Origin of the sequence: Pandoraea capi (genome assembly GCF_902459735.1) — a bacterium.
GTDB lineage: Bacteria > Pseudomonadota > Gammaproteobacteria > Burkholderiales > Burkholderiaceae > Pandoraea > Pandoraea capi.
The window spans coordinates 1-1,261 of the sequence record NZ_CABPRV010000026.1; the positions used below are offsets into that span (position 1 = coordinate 1).

General features: G+C 62.0%; 2 protein-coding genes. Both read left to right on the forward strand.

Annotation, left to right across the window (positions count from 1 at the left end):
- On the forward strand, positions 1–870 hold an 870-nt coding region (gene alc / locus PCA20602_RS25460; RefSeq protein WP_150723566.1), incomplete at its 5' end, for an allantoicase.
- 112 nt (positions 871–982) lie between these two features.
- Positions 983–1,261: ureidoglycolate lyase (locus tag PCA20602_RS25465; protein ID WP_174981621.1), on the forward strand; the 279-nt coding region annotated here is incomplete at its 3' end.

Genomic DNA, 1,261 nt, shown 5'->3' on the forward strand with positions numbered 1-1,261 from the left:
TTCATCCCGGGCAAGTACGACGATAACGGCAAGTGGATGGATGGCTGGGAGACGCGTCGCAAGCGTGTGAACGGCTACGACTGGTGCATCGTCAAGCTCGCCCGCCCGGGCGTGTTGTTCGGCGTCGATCTCGACACCAGCCACTTCACCGGCAACTTCCCGCCGGCCGCCTCGCTCGAAGGCTGCTACAGCCCGGACGGCGCACCGTCCGACGCGGCCGAATGGTTCGAGCTGCTGCCTTCGACCACGTTGCAGGGCAATTCGCACCACTACCACGCCATCGCCCAGCAGCGGGCGGCAACGCACGTGCGCGTGAACCTGTACCCGGATGGTGGTCTTGCACGTCTGCGTCTGTATGGCTTGCCGCAAAGCGACTGGGCTAATCGTTCGCGCGATGAGCTGATCGATCTGATCGCGATGGAAAACGGCGGTTACGTCGTGGCGGCCAACAACCAGCACTTCGGCATGGCGTCCAACCTGCTGATGCCGGGCCGTGGGGTGAACATGGGGGATGGCTGGGAGACGCGTCGTCGTCGCGAGCCGGGTAATGACTGGGCGATCATTGCGTTGGCGCAGCCGGGCGAGATCGGCAAGATCGAAGTTGACACCGCGCACTTCAAGGGCAACTTCCCGGATCGTTGTTCGATACAGGCGGCGTATGTGACGGGCGGCACCGAGCAGTCTCTCATCACGCAATCGATGTTCTGGCCGGTGTTGTTGCCGGAGCAGAAGCTGGCGATGGACAAGCAGTTCCATTTCGAAGAGCAGGTACAGAAGCTGGGGGCGATCACGCACATCCGCTTCAACATCATTCCGGACGGTGGTGTCTCGCGTCTGCGCCTGTGGGGTCGCCTGAGCGACAAGAAGTAATCGGAGAGAGAGCCCGCGCGCACGAGGGGTGCGATGGAAGCGTCGGCGCGACCATCAGGCGACTGGTGTGTGCGGGTGTGCAATGAATAGAGAAAAAAATGGAGAGCGAGACATGGCGGGACCGGCATTGAAGATCGAGCGGTTGACGCGCGAGGCGTTTGCGGCGTTTGGCGATGTGATCGAGTTGGCGGGAGCGAAGCATTTCGCGATCAATGGCGGGACGACAGAGCGGTTCCATGATCTGGCGACGGTGGATCTGGGGCCTGAGGGTGGTCGGACGTTGGTGAATGTGTTCCGGGGACAGCCGCGGCAGTTGCCGTACGAGGTGAAGATGTTGGAGCGTCACCCGTTGGGCAGTCAGGCGTTCATTCCGTTGAAGAGCACGCCGTAT